Annotated in this window: 8 protein-coding genes; 3 read left to right on the forward strand and 5 right to left on the reverse strand. The window is 75.0% G+C overall.

The annotated features are described in order from the left end of the window. A partial coding sequence (locus AB0J52_RS25730; protein ID WP_500184816.1) for a response regulator transcription factor occupies positions 1-313 on the forward strand: 313 nt, incomplete at its 5' end. Positions 314-352: 39 nt separating this feature from the next. Here the strand turns inward: AB0J52_RS25730 and AB0J52_RS25735 are convergent. Continuing rightward, a complete protein-coding gene (locus tag AB0J52_RS25735) occupies positions 353-1,234 on the reverse strand; it encodes an aminoglycoside phosphotransferase family protein (RefSeq protein ID WP_500184818.1) in 882 nt (293 codons plus the stop codon). Positions 1,235-1,290: 56 nt separating this feature from the next. On the opposite strand from AB0J52_RS25735, the gene AB0J52_RS25740 reads away from it, so the two are divergent. Beyond that, a complete protein-coding gene (locus tag AB0J52_RS25740) occupies positions 1,291-1,689 on the forward strand; it encodes a VOC family protein (protein ID WP_500184819.1) in 399 nt (132 codons plus the stop codon). Positions 1,690-1,725: 36 nt separating this feature from the next. Here the strand turns inward: AB0J52_RS25740 and AB0J52_RS25745 are convergent, their stop codons facing one another. Further along, complete coding sequence (locus AB0J52_RS25745; protein ID WP_500184820.1) at positions 1,726-2,703, reverse strand: quinone oxidoreductase family protein; 978 nt, start codon at positions 2,701-2,703, stop codon at positions 1,726-1,728. 84 nt (positions 2,704-2,787) lie between these two features. After that, positions 2,788-3,450: an MOSC domain-containing protein gene (locus tag AB0J52_RS25750; protein WP_500184821.1), complete on the reverse strand. Its 663-nt coding sequence runs from the start codon at positions 3,448-3,450 to the stop codon at positions 2,788-2,790. A gap of 106 nt (positions 3,451-3,556) precedes the next feature. Between AB0J52_RS25750 and AB0J52_RS25755 the strand changes: the two genes are divergently transcribed. Then, entirely contained in the window at positions 3,557-4,321 is a 765-nt protein-coding gene (locus AB0J52_RS25755) for an esterase/lipase family protein (protein WP_500184822.1), read from the forward strand. Here AB0J52_RS25755 and AB0J52_RS25760 read toward each other — a convergent pair. Next, complete coding sequence (locus AB0J52_RS25760) at positions 4,311-5,141, reverse strand: ABC transporter permease (protein ID WP_500184823.1); 831 nt, start codon at positions 5,139-5,141, stop codon at positions 4,311-4,313. The two genes, AB0J52_RS25755 and AB0J52_RS25760, sit on opposite strands and share 11 nt — an antisense overlap. Next, positions 5,138-5,364, reverse strand: a 227-nt coding sequence (locus AB0J52_RS25765; RefSeq protein ID WP_500184824.1) for a hypothetical protein, incomplete at its 5' end; no start/stop codon positions are given. The genes AB0J52_RS25765 and AB0J52_RS25760, both read right to left, overlap by 4 nt.

Genomic DNA, 5,364 nt, shown 5'->3' on the forward strand with positions numbered 1-5,364 from the left:
CCGCCTCGTCCGCACCGGCGACGCGCTGCTGGCCCCGGCCATCACCCGCCGCCTGGTCGAGCGCTTCGCGGCCCGCGCGGACGCCACCGCCCTGCACCGCGACCTGGGCCCGCTCACGTCCCGCGAACTGGAGGTGCTCCGCCTGCTCGCCCGCGGCCGCACCAACGCCGAGCTCGCCGCCCACCTGCACCTCAGCGAGGCCACGGTCAAGACCCACGTGGCCCGCATCCTGTCCAAGCTCGACCTCCGCGACCGCGCCCAGGCCATCATCGTCGCCTACGAGACCGGCCTCATCACGCCCGGCCAGTCCTGACGTCGAGGCCCGGCCCCGTCAGCCGTCAGCCGTCAGCCGTCAGCCGTCCGCGTCCGCGAGCACGGCGTCGATCGTGCGGCGGCACATGGCGGCGAACGGCGGGTTGCTCTCGCGGTAGTACGGGAGCCCGAGCAGCGCCATGGAGAAGGCCCAGCCGCGTCCGCGAAGCCAGGACGCCTCGTCCGCGCCGGCCGCCTCGCGGAAGGTCCCGCGCGCGTCCGCCGGGAGGACGGTCCAGGCGGGCATCAGGTCGCAGGACGGGTCGCCCAGCCCGGCGGTCCCGAAGTCGAGGACGCCGCTGAGCCGTCCGCCCGCGACCAGCAGATTGGCGGGCAGCAGGTCGGAGTGCGCCCAGGCCGGCGGGCCGTCCCAGGCGGGGGCGCCGACCGACTCGTCCCACAGCGCCGTCGCGAGCGCGGTGTCCAGGTCGGCTTCGAGGCGCGTGATGGCCGCGCGCGTCGCGGCGTCCACCCCGGCCAGGGTTCCGCCCCGGTAGGACGCCGGGCCGTCCCGGAACGGGATCCGCCGGAACGCGGCGACCAGCTCGGCCAGGTCCACGGCGAGCTCGGCGTCGGTGCCGGTGTGGGAGGGGTGCGCGCCGTCCAGCCAGCGGTGCACCGACCAGGGCCAGGGGAACACCTCGCCGGGTTTCCCGCGGCCGAGCAGCTCCGGGGTGGGCACGGTCAGCAGCGGCGCCAGGCGCGGAAGCCACTCCTGCTCTCTGAGCAGCCCCTTCACGCCGCCCGCGGTGCGGGGGAGGCGGACGTCCATGGCCTCGCCCAGCCGGAAGATCGCATTGACCGTCCCGGACGACTCGACGCGTTCGATCGGCAGGTCGGCCCACGCGGGGAACTGCTCGCGCAGCAGGCGGCGGACGAGATCCGCGCTGATGGTCGCCTCGTCGGCGTGCATGGGAGTCATCCCCAGCATGAGAACCGGGAACGGGCGGGCCGGGCAACCGGATTTAGGATCGGCGGGTGCGAATTGATCTTGTGACGCTGGTGGTGGACGAGTACGACCCGGCGATCGGGTTCTTCACCGGCGTGCTGGGGTTCGAGCTGGTGGAGGACTCCCCGGCGGTCACGAACGACGGACGGCCCAAGCGGTGGGTGGTGGTCCGCCCGGCGGGCGGCGGGACGGGGCTGCTGCTCGCGCGGGCCGACGGGGAGCGGCAGCACGGCGCGGTCGGCGACCAGGTCGCGGGCCGGGTCGGTTTCTTCCTCCGCGTGGACGACTTCGACGCGATGTACCGGCGGATGGTCGAGGCCGGGGTGCGGTTCGTGACAGAGCCCCGGGACGAGCCGTACGGGCGGGTCGCGGTTTTCCTCGACATCGCCGGGAACCGCTGGGACCTGCTGGGAGGGGCGGACGGATAAGGGACACCCCGCAAGCGCCGTCCGCCCCCGGGAGCGTCAGCGGGCGCGCAGGAGGAGCTTGCCGGTGGTGCCGCGCCCGGCGAGGTCGCGGTGCGCCTGGGCGGCCTCTTCGAGCGGGTACTCGGCGTGCACGCGGACGTTCAGCCGGCCCTGCGACGCCCAGCCGATGACGTCGCGGTAGCGGGCGTGGAGCTCGGCCGGGTCGGCGACGAAGTGCTGGAGGTTCGGACGGGTGAACTTGATCGAGCCCGCGGCGTTGAGGCGCATCGGGTCGACCGGCGGGACGGGGCCGCTCGCCCCGCCGAACAGGACCAGCGTCCCGCGCGGGCGCACCGCCGCGAGGGAGCGGTCGAAGGTGCTCCGGCCGACCCCGTCGTAGACGGCGTGGGCGCCGGTGCCGCCGGTCAGCTCGCGCACGCGGTCGTCGAAGCCGTCGTAGCCGACCAGGACGTGGTCGGCGCCCGCCGCGCGCGAGATCTCGGCCTTCTCCTCGGTGGAGACCGTGGTGACGACGGTCGCGCCGAGGATCTTCAGGACCTGGGTCAGCGCCAGACCGGTGCCGCCCGCGCCCGCGTGGACCAGGACGGTCTCCCCGGCGCGGACGGGGTGCGACTCGGTCGCCAGGTAGTGCGCGGTCAGGCCCTGGAGGGGGAGCGCGGCGGCCTGCGCGTCGTCCACGTCGTCCGCGACGGGCAGCAGCCGCGCGGCGGGCGCGACCAGGTGCCCGGCGTACGAACCGGCGATGCTGTCCCAGGCGACCCGGTCGCCCGCCTTCAGCCCGGTGACGCCGTCGCCGACCGCGACGACGCGTCCGGAGCCCTCCAAGCCCGGCACGTACGGCAGCTCCATCTGGTAGCGGCCCTCGCGCTGGTAGATGTCGAGGAAGTTGACCCCGGCGTACGCGATCTCGACCAGCGCCTCACCCGCGCCGACCTCGGACGGCACGTCCACCTTCTCGGGCCGCAGCACCTCAGGGCCGCCCTGCTCGCGGATCACGATCGCCGTCGACTGCATGTGTCGCTCCTCTGTGCTCGGGCCCGTGTTCGGGCCGCGGTACTCGGTCCACCCCTGAACGGGGCAACCCGCGTCACACGCCGATCATTCCGATCGGGAAAGTCGGCGTGCGACGTTCTCCCGGACGTCCGCGGGGAGCGCGTCGCCGGCGTCCAGGAGGCGGGGGAGGAGCGCGGGCTCCAGGGTCAGGGCGCGGAAGGCCAGCGCGACGCTCACCTCGTGGGACGGGCGGTGCTCGACGGTGATCTCGTCGCCCGCCGCGATCTCGCCGGGCTCGATCACGCGGAAGTACGGGCCGGGCAGGGCGCGGGCGGTGAAGGTCCTGATCCAGCCGGGCAGGTCCATCCAGCCGGCGAACGTCCGGCACGGGATGCGCGGGGCGGACACCTCCAGCAGGACATCGCGGCCGACCCGCCAGCGTTCGCCGATGCGCGCGTCGTTGGCGTCGATGCCGGACGTGGTGAGGTTCTCGCCGAACGAGCCGCTCGGGATGTCGCGGCCGAGGTCGGCGGCCCAGGCGTCCAGGTCCTCGCGGGCGTAGGCGTACACGGCCTGGTCGTCGCCGCCGTGGTGGCGCAGGTTGTGGACGCGGTCGCCCGCGAGGCCGACGGCGCCGGTGCCCCGGGGGCCGGGCGCCTCCACCCGGACGGGACCGTCCACGGGGCGCTTGTCGATTCCGGTGCCGGTGTAGCTCTGCCAGGGGTTGTCGCGCGGGACGCCGATGTTCAGCGAGAGAAGGAACGCCATCCGAGGAGGGTAGACGGAACGCGGCGCCCGGTGGTTTGCGGGTATATGTGGACGTGTGTGGTGGTTGGGTGGGCTCAGTCCGCGACGGCGCTGGTACGTCGGCGGGATGACGGCGCTGGTCGCGCTGGTCGTCCTCCTCGCGGCCGGGCGGTTCGCGCTCGCCCGCGCCGGACGGCACACCGGTCCGGCCGCCGACCAGTCCGTGCCCGGCCCGGTCGTGCTCGTCCCCGGCTACGGCGGCGGGACGGACGGGCTGGCCGTCCTCGCGGACCGGCTCGAACGCCTCGGCCGCCGCGCCACGATCGCCGCCCCGCCCGGCGACGGCACCGGTGACCTGCGAAAACAGGCGGACGCGCTGGACCGGAAGGTGACCGCCCTGCTGCGCGACGGCGCGCCCTCGGTGGACGTCGTCGGCTACTCGGCGGGCGGCGTCGTCGCGCGGCTGTGGGCCCGCGACCACGACGGCGCGCGCAAGGCCCGGCGGATCGTCACCCTCGGCTCGCCGCACCAGGGCGCGGACGTCTCGGCGGCCGGGCTCGCGCTGTCGCCGGGCGCGTGCCCGGAGGCGTGCCGCCAGCTCGTCCCGGACAGCCCGCTGCTGCGCGGCCTCGGCGACCGGGTCGGCGACCGGCCCGAGTGGATGTCGGTGTGGACGACCCACGACCGGACCGTCCAGCCGCCGGACTCGGCGCAGCTCGACGGCGCGGTCAACGTCGTCCTCCAGGACGTCTGCGCGGACGCCCGGACGGGCCACGACGGCCTCCCGTCCGACCCGCTCGTCGGCGGGATCGTGCTGCGCGCCCTCGGCGCCGACCCGATGACGATCCCCGTCGCGACCGACTGCCGGAGCCTGCGGGCGCTCAGCTCGTGACGTCCCGGGTGGCGAAGTTGGCCCAGGCCGCGGCGAGGAACACGGCCACGTAGACGCCCTGCAGCGCGAGCCCGCGTTCGATGTCGTGCCAGAGCACCGGCGCGCGGAAGAAGTCGATCCACGCCAGCCAGTAGCGCGTCGGCAGGTAGGGGTGGACGGCCGCCGCCGCGTCCAGCGACACCAGGATCTGGCTGGTCACGAGCGCGGCGAGCGCGCCCAGCGCCGCGCCGAGCGCCGAGTCGGTCACCGTGGACAAGAACAGCGCGATCGCGCCGACGCCCAGCATCGACACCCCGACGTAGAGCATCGCGCACGCCAGCCGCAGCAGCACCTGCGGCGTGGTCAGGCCCGTCCCGGACATGGAGGTGACCAGGCTCGCGCCCGTCACCGCCGAGGCGGGCTTCGCGCCGAACACCGCCACCCCGATCGCGTAGGAGCTGAGCGTCACGGCGACCACGGCGAGCAGGACGAACCCGGTGAGGGCGGCGAGCTTGGCGACCAGCAGCCGGGTCCGGCCGACCGGACGCAGCAGCAGGTAGCGCAGCATCCCCGAGCCCGCCTCGCCCGCCACCGCGTCCCCGCCGACGACCGCGACCGACACCGGCAGGAACAGAGGCAGCACCATCGCGAGCGCCGCCGCCGGGTACAGCGTCCCGTTGGACAGCACCGCCGACAGGAACGCCGGCCCCTGCCCGGCGGGCGGCGCCACCTTCGTCACGCCGAGGAATCCCGCGACGATCCCGGGCAGCCCGCACAGCAGCGCCAGCGACACCCACGTCCGGGGCCGCCGCAGCATCTTCACCAGCTCGGTCCGGATCACGGCGCCTCCGCCGGCCGGTCGACACGGTCCACGACGGGACCGTCCGGAGGACCTTGCGGGGAGCCTTGCCGAGGACCGCCCGGGAGGCGGTCGAAACGGTCGGCGCTCGTGCCGGTCAGGGACAGGACGACCTCCTCCAGCGTGTGCCGCTGCGGCCGGATCTCGGCCACCCGCAGCCCGTCCGCGACCAGCAGCGCGTTCAGCTCGGCGGCGTCGGCGGCCC

The sequence above is a fragment of the Spirillospora sp. NPDC049652 genome (genome assembly GCF_040675125.1).
Taxonomy (GTDB): Bacteria; Actinomycetota; Actinomycetes; order Streptosporangiales; family Streptosporangiaceae; genus Spirillospora.

Coding starts and splice junctions, on each gene's coding strand:
- AB0J52_RS25735 (WP_500184818.1), bottom strand. CDS start 1,234: ATGACTCCCATGCACGCCGACGAGGCGACCATCAGCGCGGATCTCGTC.
- AB0J52_RS25745 (WP_500184820.1), bottom strand. CDS start 2,703: ATGCAGTCGACGGCGATCGTGATCCGCGAGCAGGGCGGCCCTGAGGTG.
- AB0J52_RS25750 (WP_500184821.1), bottom strand. CDS start 3,450: ATGGCGTTCCTTCTCTCGCTGAACATCGGCGTCCCGCGCGACAACCCC.
- AB0J52_RS25755 (WP_500184822.1), top strand. CDS start 3,557: ATGACGGCGCTGGTCGCGCTGGTCGTCCTCCTCGCGGCCGGGCGGTTC.